Here is a 22,612-nt window from a genome sequence, read left to right on the forward strand (position 1 = left end):
CATCCGGACGAGAAGGTACGCGCGAACCATCAGGCAATCTACGAATTCCTGGTTCCGATCGTGAAGGGCTGGAGCACCGAGATGTCGATCGATGTCGCGAGCCTCGGCGTGCAGGTGCATGGCGGCATGGGCTTCATCGAGGAAACGGGCGCTGCGCAGTATTACCGCGACGCGCGCATCCTGACGATCTACGAAGGCACGACCGCGATTCAGGCAAATGACCTGATCGGCCGCAAGACGGTTCGCGACGGCGGCGCGACCGCACAGGTATTGCTCGCGCAGGTCGATGAGACGATCGCCGCGCTCGGACGCCACGACGGCGCCGCATTCGATGCGACGCATCAGCGCCTGAAAGCGGGCCGTGATGCGCTCGCGAACGCGGTCGAGTTCATGATTCAGAATACGAAGAGCGACCCGAACGCGGTGTTCGCCGGCAGCGTGCCGTATCTGAAACTGGCGGGCATCGTACTGGCGGGCTGGCAGATGGCGCGTGCATTGCTCGTCGCGAGCGAAAAGCGCAGCGAGGACGAAGCGTTCTACGGCGCCAAGATCGCGACCGCGCATTTCTTCGCCGACCACATCCTGTCGCAGGCGGGGGGGCTCGAAGCGTCGATCGTCAGCGCGAAGGGCAACCAGGGCGTGCTCGCGCTCGACGCGGACCACTTCTGAACGCGCGCTGCCTGTTTTTCGCTGGTTACAATGACCGGCCACATTCACAGGCATCCGCAAAGGAGCAACGCATGAAAATCGAAACAGTCGGCATCGTCGGCGCCGGGACGATGGGGAACGGCATCGCGCAGATCGCGGCCGTCGCGGGCATCAAGACCATCATGATCGACGTCACCGACGCGGCGCTGGCCAAGGGTGTCGCCACCCTGACCGGCAGCCTCGATCGCCTCGTCTCGAAGGACAAGCTCGATGCGGCGACGCGCGACGCCGCGCTCGCGCGCATCGAGACGTCGACGGACTACAAGCGCCTCGCCGCCGCCGACATCGTGATCGAAGCGGCCACCGAAAACACCGATCTGAAGATCCGCATCCTTCGCCAGATCCAGGAAGTCGCGCGGCCCGACGCGATCATCGCGTCGAACACGTCGTCGATTTCGATCACGGCGCTCGGCGCGACGCTCGACAATCCCGAGCGCTTCATCGGCATGCACTTCTTCAATCCGGTGCCGCTTTTGCCGCTCGTCGAAGTGATTCGCGGCGTGCAGACGAGCGAAGCCACGGCCAGTTCCGTGCGCGCGCTGACCGAGCAGCTCGGCAAGTCGCCGATCGGCGTGAAGAACGCGCCGGGCTTCGTGGTCAACCGCATTCTCGTGCCGATGATCAACGAAGCGTTCTTCGTGCTCGCGGAAGGCATCGCGACGCCCGAGGAAATCGACGCGGGCATGCGCCTCGGCGCCAATCATCCGATCGGGCCGCTCGCGCTCGCGGACCTGATCGGGCTGGACGTGTGCCTGTCGGTGATGGACGTGTTCCTCAAGGACTTCGGCGATTCGAAATATCGCGCGTGCCCGCTGTTGCGCGAACTCGTCGCGGCGGGGCATCTCGGACGCAAGACCAAACGCGGCGTGTACCAGTACGACTGAAAGGTCCGATGCTCGCCGAGCCGCACAATTACTATCACGCCACCGCGCGCGACCGGGCCGCGCGGCCGCCGCTCGCAGGTCAGGTCGATGCGAAAGTGTGCATCGTCGGGGGCGGGTTCGCGGGCATCAACACGGCGCTCGGGCTGGCCGAGCGCGGCGTAGGCGATGTCGTGCTGCTGGAATCGCATTACATCGGGCGTGGCGCGTCGGGCAGGAACGGCGGCTTCGTGTTCGGCGGCTTTTCGCTCGGCGAAGAGACGCTGATCGACGAACTCGGGGCCGGGAAAGCACGGGCGCTCTACGCGGGCACGGTGGCATCGGTCGAACTGATCCGCGAGCGGATCGCGCGATACGGCATCGAATGCGACGTGGAAGACAGCGGCGTGATCCTCGCGAACTGGTTTCGCGACGAATCCGCGATGCTGCGCCGTCAGCGCGTGCTCAAGGAACACTTCGGCATCGAGTGGGAATATCTGAGCCGCGGCGAGATGCGCGACCGCATTCGCAGCGAGCGCTATCACTCGGGCCTCTTCGAACCCAACGCGCTGCATTTTCATCCGCTGGATTATCTACGCGGACTGGCGCGTGTCGCGGAAGCGCGCGGCGTGCGAATGCACGACACGTCCCCGGTCGTTTCGCTCGCGCGCGACGGCGCCGGCTGGATCGTGCACACGGCGGGCGGCAGCGTTCGCGCGGAGCACGTGGTGCTGTCGTGCGGCGGCTATCTTGCCGGACTGCGCCGCGAGATCGACGCGAGCATCCTGCCGATCGCCACCTACATCCTCGTCACGGAGCCGCTCGGCGACCGGCTGCGCGACTGCTTCGGCACGCGCGCGGCGGTGTACGACACGCGCTTCGCATTCGACTACTACCGCCCGCTCGTCGACACGCGCATTCTGTGGGGCGGACGCATCTCGGTGCGAGATCGCTCGCCCGCGCAGGTCAGGTCGCTGCTGACCAGAGACCTGCTCAAGGTATTTCCGGCACTACGCGACGTGCGCATCGACTATGCGTGGTCCGGGCTCATGAGCTACGCACGGCATCAGATGCCGCAGATCGGGCAGAGCGACACGAACCTCTGGTTCGCTCAGGGCTTCGGCGGACACGGCGTCGCGCCCACGACGCTCGCGGGCGAAACGCTCGCCTCGGCCATCGCGCAAGGCGATGCCGGCTGGAAAGCGTTCAGCCGCTACGGGCTGGTGTCGGCGTCCAAGCCGGCCGGGCTGATCGCGGCGCAGTTGAGCTATTCGCGCGCGCAATTGAGGGACCGCTACAGCGAGTTCATCGAAGCGATCTTTTGAGCGCAATGCGCTCTACTTCGTATCCGCCACATCGATGAACCGCACCAGTTCCGCGATGGTCTGCGCGGGCGCCTCTTCCATCAGCCAGTGCCCGCTTCCCTTGACGATCACGCCGTGCACGTTCGGATCGACGAGCCGCGCCTGATCGATGAGAAACGTTCCTGACGCCTTTTCGCCGGCCAGAACCAGCATCGGCATCGACAAAGGCGTCTTCGCGAAGCCGGCGAAGTCCAGCGCATCCTGCGGGAACGCATGGAAATATTCGAAGCCCGCGCGCATGCGTCCCGGCCGCGCGTAAGCGGCGGCGTAGAAGCGCCGGTCGGCTTCGGACATCGCGCGCGCCGGATCGGCCGCGAAGTCGTTCCAGAAGTGCTCGAAATAGATGCACTCGCGTCCCTGCACCAGTTTCTCGGGCGTGTCGCCGTAAAAGTCGAAGTGCCACTTGTCGCGCAACAGCCAGACTTTCTGCCAGTCGCCGACGCCCGGCAGGAACGCATCCATCAGCACGATGCTTTCCACCTCGTCCGGATACTGCGCCGCGTAGGCATAGGCAACCATCAGACCGATGTCGTGCCCCACCAGCTTGACCTTGCTCGCGCCGAGCGCGTGAACCATCGCGTGGATGTCCTGCGCCATCGTCTTCTTGTCGTAGCCGCTCGCGGGCATCGACGAGCCGCCGGCGCCCGGCAAATCCGGCGCGATCACACGATGGCGGCCTTGCAGTTCCTGCATCAGCGGCAGCCACATGCGGCTGGTTTCCGCATAGCCGTGCAGCAGCACGACCGGCGTGCCGCTCGCGCCCTGCCCCGCTTCGAGATAGCTCAGCTCGACGCCGTTGGCTGCGATTGAATGAGACCGGATCGGCGAATCCGCCGCCGCGTGCGCCGGCGCTGCGAGCGTGCCCGCCAGCAACAAGGCGGCGCCAACGCGCCGCATGAAACGTTCGATGATACTCATGGCCTGCTCCGTGAAATTCCGTCGATACGACAAAGGCCGCAACGCCGCTCCGGCTTTCGCGCCCTTCTTTCCTGAAGTCATGATGGACGCGCGCGCACCTTTTGCCATACGATCGCCCCGGTGATCTCGTTCGATGGAGTCGAACATGTTGTCCGAGGATGAACTCGCTTTGCTCGATGCGATCCGCGAAACCGGTAGCCTGTCGCGCGCGGCGGCGCGCCTCGGCAAGGCGCCGTCGACGATTTCGCATGCCGCGCGGCAACTGGAGACGCGTTTCGACGCGCTGCTGTTCGACCGCCGCCGCTACCGCCTGCAGCTGACGCCAGCCGGGCAACTGCTCGCGGACGAGGCGTCGCGGCTGATGCTCGACGTGTCGCGGATGACGCAGCGCGTGCGGCAGATCGCAAGCGGCTGGGAGGACCGGCTGTGGATCGTTTCCGACGAAATCCTCGAATTCGACTCGCTGCTGCCCGTGATCCGGGCGTTCGACGCGCTCGATTCGGGCGTCACGCTGCGCTTCACGCACGAGGTCCTGAGCGGCACCTGGGAAGCGTTACGCGATGGCCGCGCGGACCTGATTGTCGGCGCGACCAACGAGCCGCCCGCCATTCCCGGCCTGCGCTGGTTTGAACTCGGCGTGATGGAATGGGTGTTCGCGGTGTCGCCGCGCCATCCGCTTGCCGCCGTCACGGGTACGCTCAGGCGCGAGCAGATTTCCGCGCACCGGGCGGTCGTCGTGGCGGATTCGTCGCGCGTGTCGGCCGGGCGCGCCTACGGACTGCTCGGCGGACAGGCGTCGCTCGCGGTGCCGAGCATGCGCGCAAAGGCGCTGGCGCAGCGCAACGGGCTCGGCGTCGGCTGGTTGCCGAGACAGCGCGTGGCGGCGCTCCTTGCGAGCGGCGATCTCGTCGAAAAACCGACGGCCGATCCGCGCGAGCCCAACGTGCTTTATGTCGCGTGGCGCGGCGACCACGAGGGCCGCGCGCTGCAATGGTGGCTCGAACAGTTGCGGCAGCCCCGGCTGGCGAAGCTGCTCGTGCAGGGCCTCGACATGTTTCCCTGAGCGGCGGCGACGCTCACTGCAGACGCGGGTCCTGCGCCGAATGACCCGGTGACACCGGCCAGCCCGGCAAATTCAGATCCTTGAAAATCGAGCCGACCGGATAGGGCATCGAGGATGGCGGCACGATTCCGGGGAACGGCGAGCCACCGCCGGGAATGTCCGGCTTGGTCAAATAAGCGATGCCGCCGCGCATGGCGGACATGGCATCGCGATCCATCGTTTCGACGACGGGCAGATCGGCGATCGTTAGCGTGTTCATGACAGGTCTCCTCAAGAGGGTTGAATGGCGATGCATATGCGCGCCGCCTGACCGATCGTTTGCATGCGGCATGCCAACCTGCGGAAAACTAGCTGTTCGCGGCGTTTGATCGAATATTCGTGCGTTACACGGCTTTTTTTCGGCGATTCCGGCGCGTAGATACGCGTTCGCCGGCGGACGACAAACGACAGTCGACCCCGGCGATGTCGGCACGAGACAGACACGCGCTCCCCGTCGCCCTTATAGTGGGCGTCCGTCCCTTTTCGCCGCCGACATGTCTCCGAGCACCGCGCCCGCCAGCGTCGCCCCGCCGTGGCTGAAGATCGCGCCCGCCCTGTTCCTGCTGCTGTGGTCGAGCGGGTTCGTGTTCCTCAAGCTCGGACTCGCGTACGCCGATCCGCTGACGTTTCTCGCGCTGCGCTACGCGTGCGTGGTCGCGATTCTCGTGGTGCCGTTCATCGCGATGAAGGCGCCGCTGCCGGCCACCCGCACGGCCTGGCTGCATCTGGCGATGGTCGGATTGCTGATCCAGGCGGGTTATTTTGCGTTCACGTATCTGAGCCTGAAAGCGAGCAGTTCGGCCGCCGAAGTGGCGCTCATTACGTCGCAGCAGCCGATCCTGATCGGGCTGCTGGCGCCGGCGATCGCCGGCGAGCGTGTCGATGCCGTGCGCTGGACGGGTCTTGCGCTGGGCGTGGCGGGCGCGGCCATCGTGATTCTCGCGCGCTCGTCGGTGCATGCGGGCGCGCCGCTCGGCATCCTGTTCGCCGTGCTGGCCCTGCTCTCAATGGCCGCCGGCACGCTCTACGAAAAGCGCTTCGGCCAGGCGACGCATCCGGTGACGGCGAACCTCGTGCAGTACGCGGTCGGACTGGCGGTGTCGGCGCCGCTTGCGTTTTTACTCGAGCCGATGCGCATCGAGTGGAGCCCGGGGCTCTTCGGCTCGCTTGCGTATCTCGTGCTGGCGAACTCGATCGTCGCGATCACGCTCTTTCTCGCGATGATCCGCCATGGCGAGGCGTCGCGCGTGTCGGCGCTGTTCTTTCTCGTGCCGCCTTCGACGGCTGTCATCGCGTTCCTGGTGCTCGGCGAGCCGATTCCGCCGCTCGCGTGGGCCGGCATGGCGCTCGCGGCGCTCGGGATTATGCTCGTGATGCGCAGTGGCCTCAGACGCCGTTAAGCGGCCGGCGAGATGTCGGGCGAGCGCCGGTGCGATCACCGGTCCGACAAGACCACAGCCGCATGCGTCGATCCCGTCTGCACGGCGATATCCTTCGCCGTCATCCCGCGATCATCCCGCAGGTCGCGATTGGCACCGCGTGCGAGGAGCATCGAAACCGTCTGCGCCTGATCGTACCCCGCGGCCCACATCAGCGCCGTCAGATGATTGTGATAAGCCGCATTCACATCGATCCCCGCATCGAGCAGTTGCTGCACCACTGCGGTATGCCCTTTCCCCGAGGCATACTCGATCGCCGTCTTGCCGACCCGGTCAGTAGCGCTCACCTCCGCGTGACGCGCAAGCAGCAATCCGACGATCTCCTCGTTGCCGTCGAACGCGGCGGCCATCAGCGGCGTGATGCCCTGCACGTCGGCCTGGTTCACGTTCGCGCCGCGCTCGATCAGCATCCGCGCCATCGGCGTGAGCCCCTTCTTGCACGCGCTGATGAGCGCGGTATCGCCGATGCGGTTGCGCGAATCGATCGATGCGCCCTGTTCCAGCGCACGCACGACGCCCGCCTGGTCGCCCGCGCGGACCGCGCCGAGCAACTGCTCGTTGAGGGTGTACGCATCCTGCGCCGCCGATACGCCGCTCGCGCTCCACGCGGCCAGCAGCAAAACGGCGATGCACCCGCTGTGTCGAAGGCTCATGTCGAAGTCACTGAATATTGGCAACGTAGTTCGCCAGATTTTCGATGTCGCTATCCGAGAGCGTCTTCGTGACGCTCGTCATGCTGCCCGCGTCGTTGGTGCGCCGGCGCGCGCGGAAGTCCTCCAGTTGCTTGACGATGTACTGATAGTGCTGGCCCGCCACGCGCGGAATCTCGTTCTGCCCCGAGAAGCCGCCGAGATGGCACATCGTGCACAGCACTTCCTCGGACTTTTTGCGACCCGCGTCGACCTTCACCGGATCGGCCTTGAACGCAATCGATGCGGGCTTTTGCGCGGCGAAGTAATCGGCGAGATCGTGCATGTCGTCGGGCGAGAGGTTGGCGGCCATCGGGCTCATGCGCGGATCGCTGCGCCGTCCGGCCTTGAAGTCGCGCAACTCGAGGTAGAGATAGCGCGAGGTCTGCCCGGCGAGCACTGGATACTCGGGATTCGTCGAGTGGCCTTCGGGACCATGGCACGCCGCGCAGACGACGGCCTTCGCCTTGCCCGCCTCGGCGTCGGCGCGCGCGGCGGCCGGCAGCACGAAACACGCGGCGGCGAGCACGCACGCGAGCGCGCGTGCTCCGGCGCAGGGCAATCGCTTCGGACGCAAGGTCAAGGCTGGCTCAGGGCAGCGCAAATACGACGAGCGCGTTGCCGCGCTTGAAGTCGAGCTGGGTATTGCCGCCCGCCGCCACCGCGATGTACTGCTTGCCGTGCACCGTGTAGGACACCGCCGGCGCATTCACGCCCGCACCGCACTGATACTCCCAGAGCTTCTTGCCGGTGGCGGCGTCGAACGCGCGAAAGAGGCCGTTGCCTTCGCCGTTGAACACGAGGCCGCCCGCGGTCGCGAGCACGCCCCCGATCAGCGGCTGATCCGTCTTGAAGCCCCACGCGATCTTGCCCGTATCGACGTTCACGGCGACGAGCCGTCCCCACTGCTGTTCAGACGGAATCGTCTTGAACGCGCCGCCGAGCCACAGCTTGCCGCCAGGATAGTCGACACTTTCGACCTGATACGTCATCGGCTGGTGCAGGTTCGCAGCGTAGGCCATGCGCGTCTTCGGGCTGAACGCCATCGGCGACCATTCGACGCCGCCGTTCGCGCCCGGCAGCATCCGCGCGCCGTTCGCGGTCGGCAGGGTCCAGACGCCCTCCTGCGGGATCATCGCTTCCGACACGCGGATCAGGCGCCCGTCGCGACGGTCGTGCACATAGACAAAGCCCGTCTTGCCGCCGTGAATGATGCCCGGGATCGTCTGGCCGTTCTTGTCGCGCACATCGACGAGGATCGGCGGACTCACGGCATCGAGGTCCCACACGTCATGCGCAATGTACTGGTAGTGCCACTTGTACTTGCCGCTGTCGAGATCGATGGCGACGAGCGAATCGGTATAGAGATTGTCGCCGGGACGAATTGCGCCATAAAGGTCCGGCGACGGATTGCCGACCACGAAATACACGGTATGCGTCTGCCGGTCGACGGCGGGCGCCATCCATACGCCGCCGCCGAGCGTCTTGTAGAAATCGCCGCCCTTCGACGCGAGCTGCTGCTTCTCCGCCGCGATGTCGCGCTTCATGTTGCGCCCGACCGCGTCGTTTTCGGCCCAGACGCCTTCGTGGCCGGTCTCGGGGATCGTGTAGAAGGTCCAGAGCAACTGGCCGGAGTTGGCATCGAAGGCCTTCACGAAGCCGCGAATGCCGTATTCGCCGCCATTCGTGCCGATCAGCACCTTGTCGTCGACGACGACGGGCGCCATCGTCTCCGAGTAGCCGAGTTCGGGGTCAGCGATCTGCGTCTGCCAGAGAAGCTTGCCGGTCTTCGCATCGAGCGCGACGAGCTTTGCGTCGAGCGTGCCCATGTAGAGGCGGTCGCCGAGGATCGCGACGCCGCGGTTGTTCGGTCCGCAGCAGAAGGTCGTGACGGGCCCCATCTTGTGCTTGTAATGCCAGTATTCCTTACCGGTGACGGCATCGATTGCGTAGACGTGGTTGTACGAAGTAGTCAGGAACATGACCCCGTTCGAGACGATCGGGGCCGTCTCCATCGATTCCATCACGGCCGTCTGGAAGATGAATGCGGGCCGCAGCTTCGAGACGTTCGTCGTATTGATCTGCGACGCGCTCGCGTAGCGCGTCTCGGCGTAGGAGCCGTTCGAATGCAGCCACGACGACGCGTCGCCCGCGGCGGCATCGAGCTGCCCTTGCGTGATCGGGCGCAGCATGTCGGGCATGGGCGCGGCTTGCGTGGTCGCCGTGTTCTGTATCTCGTCGGCTGCCCGCGCGGGCGTGGTCCATATCAGGCTGCCGGCGCCGGCGTAGGCACCGCAGAGGAACAGAGGGAAAAGTGTATTGCGGAACCCGGCCATGACAGTCTCCCGATCGTTATTGTTCTGCTTCAGTTTTACGACGGTGTGCGACGGCTTTGCGGCGGTGTGTCGAGCGCACGGAAATGCGCAGTGCTCGTGCAGAACTCGCGTTAGAGAATAGGCAATTTCAACCGGCTTTTCCAGACGTACTTAATGCTCGGATCTAATGCGCATTTCAAAAAGGCGCGGGCGTAAGGCATCTGTCGGTTGCCATGCACTTCCCGCGATTTTTAGTAGTATGGTTTGAAAGCGCCGACGCCTGATTTGCCGCATTGCAAGGAAGAGCGCATCGAGTGGGGCACAATGCAGCACCGTCCTTGCAAGGGTATCCAAATTGAATCCACGCCAGCCCATCGACATCGCACGCATCCTGCTCGTCATCGTGATCCTCTCCGCGCTGACGATCGGGAGCCTGTATGTCTTGCGACCCTTCCTGCCGGGCCTCATCTGGGCGACGACCATCGTCGTGGCCACCTGGCCGATGATGATCGCGATCCAGCGCCGCTGCGGCAACCGCCGCTGGATCGCCACCACGATCATGCTGCTCATGCTGCTGATCGTGATCGTGCTGCCTCTCTATCAGGCGATCTCGACGCTCGCGCTGCACGGCGGCGAGATCATGGCGGCCATCAAGGGCCTGCCCGCCTACGCGCTGCCTCCGCCGCCCAGTTGGATCCACGACGTGCCGCTCGCCGGTGCGCGTGTCGCGCTCGAATGGCAGACGCTCTCCGACGCCGGCCCCGGCGGCCTGCTCGCGAAGATCGAACCCTACGTGACGATCGCCGCGCGCTGGATGCTCCAGCATGCGGCTGTCGTCGGCGTATTCGTCATTCACATGTTCATTACCGTGATCATCGCGGGCATTCTCTATACGCAGGGCGAACAGGCCGGCCATTTCATCACGCGATTCGCCACGCGCATCGCCGCGCAGCGCGGCGCCGAAGCCGTCAAGCTCGCGGGGCTGTCGATCCGCGCGGTGGCGCTCGGCATCGTCGTGACGGCGGTGACGCAGTCGGCGCTGGGCGGCATCGGGCTGTGGATCGCGGGCGTGCCGTCGGCGGGCATCCTGACGGCCCTGATGCTGATGTTCTGCCTCGCGCAGATCGGGCCGCTTCTGCCGCTGCTCGGCAGCGTCGCGTGGCTCTTCTGGCACGACGCGCACGTGACCGCGATCCTGCTCTTCATCTGGTCGATCATGATCGCGATGCTCGACAACGTGCTGCGCCCGCTGCTCATCAAGCGCGGCGTGAACCTCTCGATGCTGCTGATCCTCTCGGGCGTGCTCGGCGGCATGTTCGCGTTCGGCATCGTCGGGCTGTTCATCGGGCCGGTGATCCTCGCGGTCACTTCCGCGATCCTCAATGCGTGGATCAACGAGCAGCCGCCGCTCGCGCAAGTCGAGCCGACGATCGGGCAGCCGGCTCCTTCCCCGGCGGTACTCGGGCCGAACGACGCTGTGAATCCGCCCCGCCATCCCCGTGACGCGTGACGCGCCGATCCGTATCAAGCGGAATCGGCTCGGAACAAGAGAAAAGATCGCAAAATCGATGTCAAGTTTTGCGACCTACCGAGCCGATTTAGGAGTTATCGCGTTGATCGTTTTCCGCATCGATTCAAGCGTTTAATGAGATGTTGCATTCACACCCGCTTTGCATATTTAGGATAGCGTAGTCCATTACAATACGCGCCTTGCTTATTTGCCCGTTCGCGGGCGCGGGAGAATCGCCATGTCTTTGCACGACGTGGACTCCATCGATTACATCGGCGTCAATATTCTTTTCAGGCACGTCTACGTCGGCATCTTCGACGATCTCGACTGGGACGACGAAAGCACGCATTTTGCGCTGCTGACGAAGAAAATCGATCGGTATACACAGTACATTCGCTCCGGCCAGCTGCTGGCCGGCTACCCGGGGGTGCGCGGCTACGGCATCGTCTTCGAATACGTCGCGACGTGGCCGATGACGGTATCGGCCACGCGGTTCTGGAAATCGCGCGAGCAGATCATTCGCAGTGCAGGCTACGAAGTGCGCAGCCGCACCGTCGACGTCCGGCCCGTGCTGCGCGGCGAAGCTTCGCGCGACGCGGCGGCCGAAACCGGCGCAGACGAAGCATTGGCCGAATCCCTGCATGAAGCCGAAGCCGAAGCCGAAGCCGAAACGCTTTCGCGCATCGCGCCGTTGCTGTCGTTGCCGGCTCCTGCGCTCGTCACGCCGACCGTGCTCGGCCGCGCGCTCATCGCGTTGCCCCAGTTGACATCGATGCGCAGGTGAGGGTTTGCGGGAGACGCCCACCTCTCTGCGGTGAGCGTTTCCAGGAAGCGAAGCAAAGAAAAACGGCGAAACCCTGCGGGTTTCGCCGTTTTTTTACGTCCGCGCAGGATCGACGGCCCGCGTCCGACCCTTATCGCACCGCGCTGAGCGCCGAAGTCGCGCTGCCGGGCACCGAAATGCCATTCGCCTTCGCGTACTGCACGGCCTGCGAAAGCGTCGCGACGAGCGACTGCAACTGCCCCGGCGCCGATTGCGCGATATAGGTCGCGGCCTGTGCCGTCGCCGGATTCGAACCCGCCTGCACGAGCGACGACAGGCTCATTGTGTTGCTCACCGCGCCGAGATCCGACTGCAGCCCCGCATACTGGCTCACGCCCTTGCCGAGCGACGCGAGGCCGTCGCTGAACGCCTGCTTGTTCACGCTGCCGGCCGCAGGCGCCGCCGATCCGCCTGCGAATGCCTGCATCAGCGACTGCGACACCGTCTGCTGCGTCCCGCCGAGCTGCGACAGCACGCTCGCGCTAGGCAACGCGCCCGTAGCGCCCGAACCGCCCGACGCGTTCGCGAGCATTCCCGCCGCGGATTGCGCCTGGCTCGCCACGCCCGTCATCCCCATCGACGAAGCGAGACCCGACTGGCCCGCGAGCACCTGCTGGTTCGCGCCCAGATAGTTCTGCACGAGCGAGTTGAGCGCGGACGGCTGCGCCGTCCCGTTCGCGGCGTTTGCCGACGGTTCCGCCTTGCTGCCGCCGAAGCCGAACTGCTGGAGGTTGAGTTGCGCCTGCGAAGCCGCGGGCGCGATCAGTGCGCCTGCGACCAGCATTGCGATCCAGGATGAACGCTTCGCCATGTTCGGAATCTCCCTTGATTTGTCCGATGATCGATTGAGTGCCCGTTCGACCGATGGACATATCCGCGGTTCGTCCCGTTTACATTTGCTTGCGAATTCCTTCAGTCGATTGCGCCGAGGTCCGCGAGCGGATGCATGTCGCGCCGCCACGGCGAAGCGAGCACATGCTGCACGCGCTCGGCGCGGACTTCCGCGAGCGTCGCGGGCGCCCAGCGCGGCCGCTGGTCACGGTCGACGATCAGCGCGCGCACGCCTTCGCGGAAATCGCCGTCGCCGATCGTGCGGTACACGATGCCGAGTTCCATCCGGAAGCAACCGGCGAGCGTCATCTGGCGGCCGCGCAGCAGCGCGTGATACGTGACTTCGAGCATCGTCGGCGAGTGGCTCGTGAGCGCGCCGAGCGTCGCCGCGGTCCATTCCGACGCGCTCGCCTGCCGCAACGTCGCGACGATGCGTTCCACGCCGCCCGCCGCGCCGAAATGCCGGCTGATCTGCGCGCGATGCGCTTCAAGCGGCGCATCGCGCTCGACGTTCGCGGGCGGCACGAACACGCGGCGCAACCCGTCGAGCGCGCTTTCCGAGGCGTCCCAGCGTAGCGCGTCGAGCCGTTCGACGAAACCGTGCAGCCACGCCGACGGCACGCAGACATCTGCGAGTCCGTACGCGACGGCGTCGGCGCCCGAGAGCATCGCGCCCGTCAGCCCCGCATACAGTTCGACGTCGAGCGGCATCCGGCGCATGAAATACGTCGCACCGACGTCGGGCAGCATGCCGATGCGCGTCTCGGGCATCGCCATGCGCGTGCGCTCCGTGACGACGCGCAACGCCGCGCCCTGCGCGAGCCCCATGCCGCCGCCCATCACGATGCCGTCCATCAGCGCGACGACCGGCTTCGGGAAATGATGAATCGCGTAATCCAGCCGGTATTCGTCGACGAAAAAGCGCAGCCACGGCGTCTCGTGCGCGGTGTCGCTGCGTGCCGCATCGTAGAGCGCGCGAATGTCGCCGCCCGCGCAAAACGCCTTTTCGCCCGCGCCGCGCAGGACGACGGCGGCGATCGCATCGTCGATCCGGCAGTTCTCGAAGGCTTCCGTCAGCAAACCGATCATGTCGTGCGACAGCGCGTTCAGCGCGCGCGGCCGGTTCAGCGTGACGACGGCCACGCGATTGACGATCTCGAAGCCGATTTCCGGCTCGTCCTGCACCACGCTCTGTGTGCTCATCGCGTGCTCCAGGCCGGCTTGCGCTTGTCCAGGAACGCGGCGACGCCTTCGCGCTGGTCGGCGCCATCGAAGAGATCGACGAAACGCTCGCGCTCCATCGCGAGTGCGGCGCGGCGCGGCGTGCCTTCGCGCGCGGCGTGGATCAGCGGCTTGGAGAACGCAATCGCGTCCGGGCTCATCGACGCGACGCGCGCCGCCATCTTCAATGCGTGATCGTAGGCGCTGCCCGTCGGCACGATTTCCTCGACGAGGCCGATGCGAAATGCGGTTGCTGCATCGACGCGTTCGCCGGTCAGGATAATGCGCTTCGCCCAGCCCTCGCCGACGAGCCACGGCAGCGTCTGCGTGCCGCAGCCGCACGGCAGGAGGCCCACCGACGCTTCCGGCAGCGCCATCTGCGCGTGTTCTTCCGCGATGCGGATGTCGCACGCGAGCGCGCATTCCAGGCCGCCGCCCATCGCATAGCCATTGATCGCGGCGATCACGACCGCGCGCGCATTCTGCAGCGCTTCGAACGCGGCGCCGAAACGCTGCGCGGCGACGCGCGCGTGCGCCTTGTCACCATCGGCGAACTGGTTCAGATCGGCGCCCGCGCTGAAGAATTTCGGCCCATGTCCGGTGACGACGATCGCGCGCACGGTCGCGTCGTCGTTCAGGCGTTCGATGGTCTCCTGCAACATCAGCAGGCCCTCGGCAGTGAACGCATTGGCCGGCGGGCGATTCAGTTCCAGCGTGACGGTCGCGCCGTCGCGTTTCATGTCGATCATCGTTGGCGGTTCCTTATTCTGCTTTCGCGTTCTGACGCAGTTCGGGAAAGTCTTCTTCCCAGAATTCGAATTCGCCCCGCGCCGCGCCTTCTACGCGCGCCGCTTCCTGCCGCCGCAGTTCCACGCGGCGGATCTTCCCGGAAATAGTCTTGGGCAGTTCCGCGAATTCGATGCGCCGGATGCGCTTGTAAGGCGCGAGCCGTTCGCGCGAAAACGCAAAGACGCTGCGCGCGACATCGGGCCCGATCGTGAAGCCGTGCCGCACCGTGACGAAGGCCTTCGGCACCGAAAGCCGCAGTGGATCGGGACTCGGCACGACCGCCGCCTCCGCGATCGCCTCGTGCTCGATCAGCACGCTTTCGAGTTCGAACGGGCTCAGCCGGTAGTCGGACGACTTGAACACGTCGTCCGCGCGGCCGATGTAGGTGAAATAGCCGTCCGGCGTGCGCGCGGCCACGTCCGACGTGCGGTAGTGGCCGTCTCGCATCGCGTTCGCGGTGGCGGCGGGATTGTCCGCGTAACCGGTCATCAGGCCGAGCGGCGGCTCGTCGACGGGCAGCGCGATCTCGCCTTCGTCGGCGGGATGGCCGTCGGGATCCAGCAGGTTCACGCGGTAACCCGGCAGCGGCCGGCCCATCGATCCCGGCACGAGGCGCTGTCCCGGCGAATTTGCGATCTGCGCGGTGGTTTCGGTCTGGCCGTAGCCGTCGCGGATCGGCACACCCCACGCCGCCTGCACCCGCTCGACCACTTCAGGATTCAGCGGCTCCCCCGCGCCGACGATCTCGCGCAGCTTTATTTTGTACGACGCGAGCGGCTCCTGCACCAGCATGCGCCAGACGGTCGGCGGCGCGCAGAGCGTGGTGACTTCGTGCCGCACGAGAATGTCGAGCGTCTTTGCGGCGTCGAAACGGCTGAAGTTGTAGATGAAGACGCACGCGAGCGCGTTCCACGGCGCGAAGAAGCAGCTCCACGCGTGCTTCGCCCAGCCGGGCGAACTGATGTTCCAGTGGACGTCGCCGGGTTGCAGGCCGATCCAGTACATCGTCGACAAGTGGCCCACCGGATAGCTCTGGTGCGTATGCGCGACGAGCTTCGGCTTCGACGTCGTGCCGGAAGTGAAATAGAGCAGGTAGGGATCTGCGGCGTTCGTTTCGGCATCCGCAACGAACGTCGCCGACGCTTCATACGCTGCATCGAAGTCGAGCCAGCCTTCCCGTGTTGCGCCCACGGCGATGCGCAAAGCCGGCACCTCGACGTCGTCGAACTTCGACAACTCGTTGCCATCGACGATCACGTGCTGCACGCGCCCGAGCGCGATGCGGTCGCGCAGGTCGGCGGGTGCGAGCTGCGTGGTCGCGGGCAGCACGACTGCGCCGAGCTTCATCGCACCGAGCATCGTGTCCCACAGTTCGACGCGGTTCGGCAGCATCAGCAAAATGCGGTCGCCGCGCGCGACGCCCAGGCCACGCAGATGATTCGCGACGCGCGCCGAGCGCTCGCTCATCTGCGCGAACGAATAGCGCGTTTCGTCGCCGCTTTCATCGACGATCGCGAGCGCGGGCGCGTCGTTGCCCTGCGCCATCGGGTCGAAGTAATCGAGCGCCCAGTTGAAGCGGTCGAGCACCGGCCAGCGGAAGTCGCGGTACGCGGTGTCGTAGTCGGTACGGTGGCGCAGCAGGAAGTCTCTTGCGTTGATAAAGGCGTCGGCCGAGGTCATCGTGTCTCCTGTCGACCAGAGTTGGGGCTGTCGACCCGAGTTGGCGCTTTAGCGGTTACTCGGGTCCCATGCGCCTTACTCCGGTCCATCCAATTTAATTGTGCTTTTAGTAAAAGCCTACAGTTGCCGCGCGATCACCATCCTCTGCACTTCGCTCGTGCCTTCGTAGATCTGCGTGATGCGCGCATCGCGATAATGCCGCGCGACCGGATAGTCCTCCAGGAAGCCATATCCGCCGTGGATCTGGATCGCGTCCGAACACACGCGCTCGGCCATCTCCGACGCATAGAGCTTCGCCTGCGAAGCTTCCGACAAGCAGGCGATGCCCTCGGTGCGCATGCGCGCCGCGTGCAGCACGAGCAGGCGCGCGGCGTTCAGTTGCGTTTGCATGTCGGCGAGCATGTTCGCGACCGACTGATGCTCGTGGATCGGACGGCCGAACTGCACGCGCTCGTGCGAATAGGCGCGCGCCGCGTCGAAGGCGGCGCGCGCAATGCCGAGCGCCTGCGCCGCGATGCCGATACGCCCGCCTTCCAGATTCGAGAGCGCGATTTTCAGTCCCTCGCCGCGCGCGCCGAGCAGGTTCGCGGCGGGAATCGCGCAGTCGTCGAAGGTGATCGGGCAGGTGTCCGACGCGCGGATGCCGAGCTTGTGCTCCGGCGGCCCGACGTTGAAGCCGGGCGTGTCGGCCGGCACGATGAACGCCGAGATGCCCTTCTTGCCGAGTTCGGGATCGGTGACGGCGAACACGATCGCGATGCCGGCGCGCGCGCCGTTCGTCACGAACTGCTTGCTGCCGGAGATGACCCACTTGCCGTCGCGCTCGATCGCGCGCGTGCGCAGGTTGTTCGCCTCCGAACCCGCCTGCGGTTCGGTCAGGCAGAACGCGCCGATCACCTCGCCGCTCGCGAGTTTCGGCAGATACCCGGCTTTTTGCGCGTCGGTGCCGAATTTGAGGATCGGCCCGCAGCCGACCGAGTTGTGCACGCTCATCAGCGTCGCACAGGAGGCGCAGCCCGCCGCGATCTCTTCCATCGCGAGCGCGTAGGCGGTGTAGTCGCTGTAGGTGCCGCCGAGTTCCGCCGGCACGATCATGCCGAGCAGGCCGAGTTCGCCCATCTGCCGGATCACCGCATCGGGAATCTTCTTGTCGCGGTCCCATTGCGCCGCGTTCGGCGCGAGCACTTCGCTGGCGAATTCGCGAGCGGCGTCGCGGATCATGCGCTGCTCTTCGGTAAGAAAACTGTCGATCATGGATGGCTCGTTGGAGAGGGTGAAGGCGTGGGAGGTCGATGGTTTACACTTTTGGCCCAAGGCCTGCGTGACAGCGCGGCGACGCCCGTGCAAACGAGTCTAGGCAATCGCGGCGCGTTAGCCGATGCCCAAAACGATCATGCTATCTGAGCGCTTTCGCCACCCTTTCGCCACCTAGTGACAACCCCAACCCACAAGCCCGCCCGCGAGCGCGGATCGATTTCTGTGAGCCTCGTCGCCGAGGCATTGCGTTGCGCCGAGGCGCGCGGCGTGTCGCGCGAGTCGCTGCTCGCCGCCGCCGACATCGCGCCGGCCATGCTTGAATCGCCACGGGCGCGGGTCTCGCCGGCGCAGTACGGCAAGCTGTGGAACGCCACGGCCGATGCGCTCGACGACGAATTCTTCGGCCAGGACCGCCATCCGATGCGTCGCGGCAGCTTCGTGCTCCTGTGCCACGCGGCGCTCAGTTCGCGCGACGGCGCGCAGGCGCTCGCGCGCATCGCGAACTTCCTGCGCCTCGTGCTCGACGACCTCGCCTTCGAGCCCGACATTGACGCGACCCGCGTGCGCATCAGCCTGGTCGACCGCGATGAGCCGAAAAGCATGTTCGCGTATGCGACGGCGTTCATCCTGATCTACGGTCTGTTGTGCTGGCTGGTCGGGCGGCGCATTCCGGTGCTCTCGGCGCATCTGCGCTGCCCGGAGCCCGCCGCGAGCGACGAATACCGCCTGATGTTCTGCGACGACCTTTTCTTCGATCAGCCCCAATCGTATGTGGATCTCGCGCCGGAATGCGTCGGGCTGCCGGTGGCGCAGACGGTGGCGTCGCTGAAGACGTTCCTGCGTGAAGCGCCCGCGAACTTCCTCGTCAAGTACCGCAATCCGGATTCGCTCGCGGCCCGCGTGCGGCGCCGTCTGCGGCAGCTTCCGCCCGCCGACTGGCCCGACAGCGACCGCGTCGCGGCCGCGCTGAACATGGCCGAGGCGACGCTCAGGCGTCATCTGAAGCAGGAAGGCGTGACGTATCAGGCGATCAAGGACGGCTTGCGGCGCGACCTCGCGATTTCGCGTCTCGCGGACACGAGTGAAACCATCGCCGAGATCGCCGATGCGCTCGGCTTCGCCGAGCCGAGCGCGTTTCGCCGCGCGTTTCGCAAGTGGACAGGCGTGCGGCCCGCCGACTACCGACGCGCGGGATGACGCGCACGTGTGACGACGGGCGCGGGAAGGCGCTGCTATAGTGAATGAACCCGTTCTTCAGAGGAGCGCATCATGACGAAGCCGACCCGCGCCGACACCACGAAAAAGGAGCCGGCCGCATCCGAGGCGCGCAAGCGCGAGGACGAACTCCTCGACGAAGCGCTGGACGAGACCTTTCCGGCAAGCGATCCGATCGCGGTCCATCCGGAGCCCGAAGACAAGCCCGCCAGGCGATAGGCCGCGCGGCTTTTTCAGCCGTCGTCGAGACCGGACAGCAGCGCCGCCAGCTTCTCGACGTGCTGCAGCAGCAGTTTCTTGTGCTTGTCGATCTGTTCGAGACGACCGGCCAGATCGGCCCGGGCGGCATCGGAGAGGCGCTCGGATGCAAGCAGTTCCTCTGCCTTCGGATTCATGTTGTCGAGCTGGACGAGCGCCAGTTGCCGCTCTACGCGCCGCAAATCCTGCACGAGCAGCTCGCGGTTGCGCCGGAACACCAGATCCCTTCGATGCGATTCCGCCTGTGCAAGCGCCTGGTCGGCGATGCGGCGCGTCGCTTCAGTCTGCGACAGGAGCGGCTCAGGCCGGCGCAGCACCGGGGGCTTCGGTGCCGGGTGAGCGGTGCCGCGAAACACCGCGACCGGCGTTTCCTCGTCCATTGCGCGCTGGGCGGCCGCGGGAATGTCGGCGGGGCCGTGGCGCTGGTCCATCCAGTGCGGCGGCAGGCCGGTCACCGTTTCCACGCCTCGCACGAACTCCTCGCTGAAGTCGCGCCGGCCCGCCACGATCAGCTTCATGTGCGATGGCGAGAAGGTCATCATCCGCGCAAGCCGTGACGCGCCGCCGGCCGATCCGGTCAGCACGTTCAGGTTCGCCTGCCACACGTGATAAAGCGCTTCGTCGAAATCTTCCATGGGCTAGTCTCCAAGCAGACGGACACTTGCAGGTGCAATCCGCGGGCTTCGCATGATGGCTCAAGCCGCGCACATCCGTGTCCAGGTCGGGCCCGCGCGCCGCTGGCGGGCTTCTGCAGCACAATCTTACCGTCATCGCACGCGCGCCCGCTCACGATGTTGCGGTGATCATCCGCCTTTCGTGCCGTGGCAACAACGTCCGCGTTGCGCGAAGCCCTATGCAAGGCATAAAAACGACAACGCACGGCGCGAAGGCCGTGCGTTGTCGATGCAAGCAGACGAATCCACGATCAGGGTTCGTTGCGCAGATACCCTTCCTTGCTCGGATCGCGCATCCGCAACGACACGAGGAACGAGATGAAGCACAAGAGCGTCACGTACCAGTAGAACGTCGATTCGCTGCCGATCGATTTCATGTACAGCGCGACGTACTCCGCCGATCCGCCGAACACTGCGTTCGCGACCGCATACGACAGCCCGACGCCGAGCGCGCGCACTTCCGGCGGGAACATTTCCGCCTTGATGAGGCCGCTGATCGACGTATAGAAGCTGACGATCGCCAGCGCCACGATCACGAGCACGAACGCCATCACGGGGCTCGTGACGTCCTTGAGCGCGTGCAGGAGCGGTACCGTGCCGATGGTCGCCAGGCCGCCGAAGAAGAGCATCGAGGTGCGGCGTCCGATGCGGTCCGACAGCGCGCCGAACAGCGGCTGCATGATCATGTAGACGAACAGCGCCGCGGTCATCACGTTGCTGGCCGTCTTCGCCGGCATGCCGGCCGTGTTCACGAGGTACTTCTGCATGTAGGTCGTGAACGTGTAGAAAATCAGCGAGCCGCCCGCCGTGAAGCCGACCACCGTCAGGAACGCACGCTTGTGCATCATCAGGCCGCGCAGCGTGCCGGCTTCCTTGCGCTGACGCGATTCGGCGGTGGTCGTCTCGTCGAGCGACTTGCGCAGGTAGAGCGACACCAGGGCCGCGCACGCGCCGATGAAGAATGGAATGCGCCAGCCCCACGCCTTCAGCTCTTCCGTCGAGAGGAACAGTTGCAGCACGACCAGCACGAGCAGCGCGGCGAGTTGTCCGCCGATCAGCGTCACGTACTGGAACGACGCGAAGAAGCCGCGACGGCCCTTCAGCGCGACTTCACTCATATAGGTCGCGCTCGTGCCGTATTCGCCGCCCACGGAAAGACCCTGGAACAGGCGCGCGAGCAGAAGGAAGAACGGCGCCCATGCGCCGATCGTCGCGTAGGTCGGCAGGAAACAGATCACGAGCGAGCCGCCGCACATCATCAGCACGGAGATCATCATCGCGTTGCGGCGGCCGTGCTTGTCGGCGATGCGGCCGAACATCCACCCGCCGATCGGGCGCATCAGGAAGCCCGCCGCGAACACGCCGGCGGTGTTGAGCAACTGGGTGGTGGCATTGCCGCTCGGGAAGAACGCGGCCGAGAAGTACAGCGCGAGGAACGAGTAGATATAGAAGTCGAACCACTCGACGAGATTCCCCGACGAGGCCCCGACAATCGCGAAGACGCGCCGCCGGGTGTCTGCTGCCTGTGTAACGGTAAGGTCGGTCATGCTGTATTCATTCCTTGTCGCTTGTTGGAATAGCGGTATGGGCCGCTGTCGGAGCCGGTCGTTGACGGATCGGACCGGGTCGGGCGCTCTGCTGGCGTTCGGGCGGAAGTTTACGACGATAGCGGCCAAGGTCATTGAAAGCGTTGGTAGGTGATTACCCCTATTACGCGATTTATTGATTAATTATCGATAAAGTGTCGGCTTCATATTTTGCGCGACACTTTCTTCTTCACCGGAACGACGAGACGCCCATGAACACCCGATCCCCCATCGCACTGGATGAAGCGCTTGCGTCGAAATTCGCGCGCGTCGCGCTCGGACACCTGACGCGCGAATATCCGAACAAGCTAGATCATGTGATGGCGAGCGCCGCCGACGTGCAGGGCCCGCGCGCGCTGCATCCCATCTTCTACGGCAGCTACGACTGGCATTCGTGCGTGCACGGCTACTGGCTGATCGCCCGGCTCTACGAGCGCTTTGCGCACTTGCCCGAGGCGCCGTCGATTCGCGCCGTGATCGACGAGCACGTGACCGAGGCGAACGTCGCGCAGGAAGTCGCGTATCTGGAGCGCCCCGCCGCGCGCGGCTTCGAGCGGCCGTACGGCTGGGCGTGGCTGCTCGCGCTCGCCGGCCAGTTGCAGTCGATGTCGTCCGCAGAAGGCAAGCGCTGGGCGTCGACGATGCAGCCGCTTGCCGACGCGTTCGTCGCGCGCTTCACCGAATTCCTGCCGAAATCGACTTATCCGCTGCGAGTGGGGACGCACTTCAACATGGCGTTCGCGCTGTCGCTTGCGATCGGCTATGCGCGGCAGGTGCACGATACCGCGTTCGAAGCGCTGCTCGTCGATACGGCTAAGCGCTGGTATCTGCACGACGAGGCGTGCCAGGCGTGGGAACCGGCCGGCGACGAATTCCTCTCGCCTGCGCTGATGGAGGCGGAACTGATGCGGCGTGTGCTGCCGGCAGACGAATTCGTCGGCTGGTTCGACCGCTTCCTGCCGAAACTCGCCGCGCGCGAGCCCGCGACGCTCTTCGTGCCGGCCACCGTCACCGACCGCAGCGACGGCAAGCTCGCGCATCTGGACGGCCTGAACTTGAGCCGCGCGTGGTGCCAGCGCTCGATTGCACGGGCGTTGCCGGCGGGCGACGCGCGCATTGCGCTGCTGGACGACGTCGCCGACGAGCACCTCGCGGCGGGCATCGCGCACGTCGCAGGAGACTACATGGGCGAGCACTGGCTCGCGACGTTTGCGCTGCTTGCACTGGAGGTTTGAGGGGGCTCGGGGTTGGGCGGTCAACACCGTCTGATGGTTTCTGCGCTTCTGTGGAACTTGCTTTCTTTGTGGTCGATTAGCTCTGCCCCTGTCCGGGGCGGGACTTACTTTCTTTGCTGCTGCAAAGAAAGTAAGCAA

The 22,612-nt window shown here is 65.5% G+C and carries 22 protein-coding genes; 10 read left to right on the forward strand and 12 right to left on the reverse strand.

Features of this window, described 5'->3' with window-relative positions; all coding sequences use genetic code 11:
* The 3 genes from AWB81_RS31680 to AWB81_RS31690 form a co-directional block, all read left to right on the forward strand.
* The coding region (locus AWB81_RS31680; protein ID WP_144444218.1) for an acyl-CoA dehydrogenase C-terminal domain-containing protein at positions 1–669 on the forward strand (669 nt) is incomplete at its 5' end.
* A 71-nt stretch (positions 670–740) separates the two neighbouring features.
* A complete protein-coding gene (locus AWB81_RS31685; protein ID WP_062641020.1) occupies positions 741–1,592 on the forward strand; it encodes a 3-hydroxybutyryl-CoA dehydrogenase in 852 nt (283 codons plus the stop codon).
* 8 nt (positions 1,593–1,600) lie between these two features.
* Complete coding sequence (locus AWB81_RS31690; RefSeq protein ID WP_062641022.1) at positions 1,601–2,893, forward strand: NAD(P)/FAD-dependent oxidoreductase; 1,293 nt, start codon at positions 1,601–1,603, stop codon at positions 2,891–2,893.
* A gap of 12 nt (positions 2,894–2,905) precedes the next feature.
* Here AWB81_RS31690 and AWB81_RS31695 read toward each other — a convergent pair whose 3' ends face one another.
* Complete coding sequence (locus AWB81_RS31695; RefSeq protein ID WP_062641053.1) at positions 2,906–3,850, reverse strand: alpha/beta fold hydrolase; 945 nt, start codon at positions 3,848–3,850, stop codon at positions 2,906–2,908.
* Between the two features lie 145 nt (positions 3,851–3,995).
* Between AWB81_RS31695 and AWB81_RS31700 the strand changes: the two genes are divergently transcribed.
* Positions 3,996–4,913 carry a LysR family transcriptional regulator gene (locus AWB81_RS31700; RefSeq protein WP_062641024.1) on the forward strand — a complete coding sequence of 306 codons (918 nt, stop codon included), beginning with the start codon at positions 3,996–3,998 and terminating at the stop codon, positions 4,911–4,913.
* A 13-nt stretch (positions 4,914–4,926) separates the two neighbouring features.
* On the opposite strand, the gene AWB81_RS31705 is transcribed toward AWB81_RS31700, so the two are convergent.
* Positions 4,927–5,172, reverse strand: coding sequence for a hypothetical protein (locus tag AWB81_RS31705; RefSeq protein WP_062641026.1), 246 nt, complete (start codon positions 5,170–5,172; stop codon positions 4,927–4,929).
* A 274-nt stretch (positions 5,173–5,446) separates the two neighbouring features.
* Between AWB81_RS31705 and AWB81_RS31710 the strand changes: the two genes are divergently transcribed.
* On the forward strand, positions 5,447–6,352 hold the full coding sequence (locus AWB81_RS31710; RefSeq protein WP_062641029.1) for a DMT family transporter: 906 nt from the start codon (positions 5,447–5,449) through the stop codon (positions 6,350–6,352).
* 35 nt (positions 6,353–6,387) lie between these two features.
* Here the strand turns inward: AWB81_RS31710 and AWB81_RS31715 are convergent, their stop codons facing one another.
* From AWB81_RS31715 to AWB81_RS31725, 3 genes are all read right to left on the reverse strand, one after another.
* Positions 6,388–7,044: an ankyrin repeat domain-containing protein gene (locus tag AWB81_RS31715; protein ID WP_062641031.1), complete on the reverse strand. Its 657-nt coding sequence runs from the start codon at positions 7,042–7,044 to the stop codon at positions 6,388–6,390.
* 7 nt (positions 7,045–7,051) lie between these two features.
* Positions 7,052–7,609 carry a c-type cytochrome gene (locus AWB81_RS31720; RefSeq protein ID WP_235026005.1) on the reverse strand — a complete coding sequence of 186 codons (558 nt, stop codon included), beginning with the start codon at positions 7,607–7,609 and terminating at the stop codon, positions 7,052–7,054.
* Between the two features lie 61 nt (positions 7,610–7,670).
* Positions 7,671–9,416 carry a pyrroloquinoline quinone-dependent dehydrogenase gene (locus tag AWB81_RS31725; protein ID WP_062641032.1) on the reverse strand — a complete coding sequence of 582 codons (1,746 nt, stop codon included), beginning with the start codon at positions 9,414–9,416 and terminating at the stop codon, positions 7,671–7,673.
* A gap of 334 nt (positions 9,417–9,750) precedes the next feature.
* On the opposite strand from AWB81_RS31725, the gene ydiK reads away from it, so the two are divergent.
* The gene (ydiK, locus tag AWB81_RS31730) at positions 9,751–10,905 is read left to right on the forward strand and encodes an AI-2E family transporter YdiK (RefSeq protein WP_062641034.1); all 1,155 of its coding nucleotides are present in this window, start codon (positions 9,751–9,753) and stop codon (positions 10,903–10,905) included.
* Between the two features lie 238 nt (positions 10,906–11,143).
* Positions 11,144–11,689: a DUF6572 domain-containing protein gene (locus AWB81_RS31735; protein WP_062641036.1), complete on the forward strand. Its 546-nt coding sequence runs from the start codon at positions 11,144–11,146 to the stop codon at positions 11,687–11,689.
* 130 nt (positions 11,690–11,819) lie between these two features.
* Here AWB81_RS31735 and AWB81_RS31740 read toward each other — a convergent pair whose 3' ends face one another.
* From AWB81_RS31740 to AWB81_RS31760, 5 genes are all read right to left on the reverse strand, one after another.
* Positions 11,820–12,539, reverse strand: a complete 720-nt coding sequence (locus tag AWB81_RS31740) for a hypothetical protein (RefSeq protein WP_062641038.1) — start codon at positions 12,537–12,539, stop codon at positions 11,820–11,822.
* A 101-nt stretch (positions 12,540–12,640) separates the two neighbouring features.
* Positions 12,641–13,762: an enoyl-CoA hydratase/isomerase family protein gene (locus tag AWB81_RS31745; protein ID WP_062641040.1), complete on the reverse strand. Its 1,122-nt coding sequence runs from the start codon at positions 13,760–13,762 to the stop codon at positions 12,641–12,643.
* Entirely contained in the window at positions 13,759–14,529 is a 771-nt protein-coding gene (locus AWB81_RS31750) for an enoyl-CoA hydratase (RefSeq protein WP_062641042.1), read from the reverse strand. The genes AWB81_RS31745 and AWB81_RS31750 overlap by 4 nt, the downstream gene beginning before the upstream one ends.
* A gap of 13 nt (positions 14,530–14,542) precedes the next feature.
* Positions 14,543–16,249, reverse strand: coding sequence for an AMP-binding protein (locus tag AWB81_RS31755; RefSeq protein ID WP_062641043.1), 1,707 nt, complete (start codon positions 16,247–16,249; stop codon positions 14,543–14,545).
* Between the two features lie 117 nt (positions 16,250–16,366).
* Complete coding sequence (locus AWB81_RS31760) at positions 16,367–17,500, reverse strand: acyl-CoA dehydrogenase family protein (RefSeq protein WP_062641058.1); 1,134 nt, start codon at positions 17,498–17,500, stop codon at positions 16,367–16,369.
* A 228-nt stretch (positions 17,501–17,728) separates the two neighbouring features.
* On the opposite strand from AWB81_RS31760, the gene AWB81_RS31765 reads away from it, so the two are divergent.
* Entirely contained in the window at positions 17,729–18,703 is a 975-nt protein-coding gene (locus AWB81_RS31765) for an AraC family transcriptional regulator (RefSeq protein WP_235026004.1), read from the forward strand.
* Positions 18,704–18,775: 72 nt separating this feature from the next.
* The gene (locus AWB81_RS46520; protein WP_167306287.1) at positions 18,776–18,940 is read left to right on the forward strand and encodes a hypothetical protein; all 165 of its coding nucleotides are present in this window, start codon (positions 18,776–18,778) and stop codon (positions 18,938–18,940) included.
* Between the two features lie 14 nt (positions 18,941–18,954).
* Here AWB81_RS46520 and AWB81_RS31770 read toward each other — a convergent pair whose 3' ends face one another.
* Together AWB81_RS31770 and AWB81_RS31775 are read right to left on the reverse strand one after the other, a co-directional pair.
* Positions 18,955–19,614 carry a hypothetical protein gene (locus AWB81_RS31770; RefSeq protein ID WP_062641047.1) on the reverse strand — a complete coding sequence of 220 codons (660 nt, stop codon included), beginning with the start codon at positions 19,612–19,614 and terminating at the stop codon, positions 18,955–18,957.
* Between the two features lie 290 nt (positions 19,615–19,904).
* A complete protein-coding gene (locus AWB81_RS31775) occupies positions 19,905–21,200 on the reverse strand; it encodes an MFS family transporter (RefSeq protein WP_062641049.1) in 1,296 nt (431 codons plus the stop codon).
* Positions 21,201–21,451: 251 nt separating this feature from the next.
* On the opposite strand from AWB81_RS31775, the gene AWB81_RS31780 reads away from it, so the two are divergent.
* Positions 21,452–22,474: a DUF2891 domain-containing protein gene (locus AWB81_RS31780; protein ID WP_062641051.1), complete on the forward strand. Its 1,023-nt coding sequence runs from the start codon at positions 21,452–21,454 to the stop codon at positions 22,472–22,474.
* The last annotated feature ends 138 nt before the right edge of the window (positions 22,475–22,612 follow it).

Source organism: Caballeronia arationis (assembly GCF_001544975.2).
In the GTDB taxonomy this organism is placed as follows: domain Bacteria; phylum Pseudomonadota; class Gammaproteobacteria; order Burkholderiales; family Burkholderiaceae; genus Caballeronia; species Caballeronia arationis.

Bases quoted from the DNA above. Each gene is read 5' to 3' on its own strand.
- AWB81_RS31685 (WP_062641020.1), top strand. From the start codon at position 741: ATGAAAATCGAAACAGTCGGCATCGTCGGCGCCGGGACGATGGGGAAC.
- AWB81_RS31690 (WP_062641022.1), top strand. From the start codon at position 1,601: ATGCTCGCCGAGCCGCACAATTACTATCACGCCACCGCGCGCGACCGG.
- AWB81_RS31695 (WP_062641053.1), bottom strand. From the start codon at position 3,850: ATGAGTATCATCGAACGTTTCATGCGGCGCGTTGGCGCCGCCTTGTTG.
- AWB81_RS31700 (WP_062641024.1), top strand. From the start codon at position 3,996: ATGTTGTCCGAGGATGAACTCGCTTTGCTCGATGCGATCCGCGAAACC.
- AWB81_RS31705 (WP_062641026.1), bottom strand. From the start codon at position 5,172: ATGAACACGCTAACGATCGCCGATCTGCCCGTCGTCGAAACGATGGAT.
- AWB81_RS31710 (WP_062641029.1), top strand. From the start codon at position 5,447: ATGTCTCCGAGCACCGCGCCCGCCAGCGTCGCCCCGCCGTGGCTGAAG.
- AWB81_RS31715 (WP_062641031.1), bottom strand. From the start codon at position 7,044: ATGAGCCTTCGACACAGCGGGTGCATCGCCGTTTTGCTGCTGGCCGCG.
- AWB81_RS31725 (WP_062641032.1), bottom strand. From the start codon at position 9,416: ATGGCCGGGTTCCGCAATACACTTTTCCCTCTGTTCCTCTGCGGTGCC.
- AWB81_RS31735 (WP_062641036.1), top strand. From the start codon at position 11,144: ATGTCTTTGCACGACGTGGACTCCATCGATTACATCGGCGTCAATATT.
- AWB81_RS31740 (WP_062641038.1), bottom strand. From the start codon at position 12,539: ATGGCGAAGCGTTCATCCTGGATCGCAATGCTGGTCGCAGGCGCACTG.
- AWB81_RS31745 (WP_062641040.1), bottom strand. From the start codon at position 13,762: ATGAGCACACAGAGCGTGGTGCAGGACGAGCCGGAAATCGGCTTCGAG.
- AWB81_RS31750 (WP_062641042.1), bottom strand. From the start codon at position 14,529: ATGATCGACATGAAACGCGACGGCGCGACCGTCACGCTGGAACTGAAT.
- AWB81_RS31755 (WP_062641043.1), bottom strand. From the start codon at position 16,249: ATGACCTCGGCCGACGCCTTTATCAACGCAAGAGACTTCCTGCTGCGC.
- AWB81_RS46520 (WP_167306287.1), top strand. From the start codon at position 18,776: ATGACGAAGCCGACCCGCGCCGACACCACGAAAAAGGAGCCGGCCGCA.
- AWB81_RS31770 (WP_062641047.1), bottom strand. From the start codon at position 19,614: ATGGAAGATTTCGACGAAGCGCTTTATCACGTGTGGCAGGCGAACCTG.
- AWB81_RS31775 (WP_062641049.1), bottom strand. From the start codon at position 21,200: ATGACCGACCTTACCGTTACACAGGCAGCAGACACCCGGCGGCGCGTC.
- AWB81_RS31780 (WP_062641051.1), top strand. From the start codon at position 21,452: ATGAACACCCGATCCCCCATCGCACTGGATGAAGCGCTTGCGTCGAAA.